Origin of the sequence: Xenorhabdus bovienii (assembly GCF_024721015.1) — a bacterium.
GTDB lineage: Bacteria > Pseudomonadota > Gammaproteobacteria > Enterobacterales > Enterobacteriaceae > Xenorhabdus > Xenorhabdus bovienii.
Genome location: NZ_JANAIF010000239.1, coordinates 1 through 989 on the forward strand (window position 1 = coordinate 1; position 989 = coordinate 989).

Sequence of the window (989 nt, forward strand, 5' to 3'; positions counted from 1 at the left end):
AAAATCTGTGGTGTCCATTCCGTCAGAGAGGCGGCATTTTTCGCCCGCTCCACGGTATCTGCCAAACCGAGGTTTTTGACAAACTCATTTTCGTTCGGAATGTCTGCACCGTTCTTTGATTTTTCGAGGCGAGTGTTGGCGTTGTTATTCGCATTGGCCGCATTTTGGCTGGCTGTGTTTGCCAGTGATTTAGCCTCATTGACGCGGTAATCCACTTCCCCTGTGGTATATGCCCCGACATCCCTCGCACCCAACGAAATATCAGAAGACAGTGCTTTCCCGTTGACCTTGCGTGTCGTCGGCACACGGCCATTAGCATTATCCCTTGCGGCATTAGCCAGGTCATACGCCACCTTAACCGCTTTCGGGGTGGCTGCCTGGGTTTCACTGTGGCTGTCTACTGCACTGCTTAAGATCACAAACCCTTTATCCTTAAGCGTGGCGTCAGGATGGCGGCGACTGTTCTCATGGTCTTTAATGGAGTTTGTGACCAGTGAATCCACATACTCACGGGTTGCCAGCACCACAGCCGGATCAATTTTCAGCGTCACGGCATCCGTACTGCTGACAATCAGCACCATGCGAATGGTCTGCGTACGGCCGGAGCCTTCCTGTAACTGCGGTTTGTAGGTTTCGGCGCAGTTGCCGACCGCAATCAAAATACCGTCTTTATCAAACAGGCCAATTTCCCGAATCCACCAACCGCCTTCGCTTTCCGGTATCACCTGCTCGGCGATAATCTGGTGGGTGTTTTTAGGGTCAATGCTCAGAATATTAATCGCCGCACGGCGACGCTCGTTAATGAGTTGGGCTTGTGTCGTATGGGGTGTGGGCAGACTGCCGCCGCCATCCCCCACGGCCATATGGGTAATTTCTATTTTTGTCCCCAGTGCGGCGGCATTCGCCAGTTTATCCGCACCCAGACGGGTTAACAGTGCAAAAAATCGGGTACTCATGATTCAATCCTCACATCATCAATAATATGCACA

The 989-nt window shown here is 52.0% G+C and carries 1 protein-coding gene; it reads right to left on the bottom strand.

What is annotated here, in order from left to right; all coding sequences use genetic code 11:
* The coding region (locus tag NXS07_RS20295) for a phage tail protein (RefSeq protein WP_258087549.1) at nucleotides 1–956 on the bottom strand (956 nt) is incomplete at its 3' end.
* Nucleotides 957–989 lie beyond the last annotated feature (33 nt).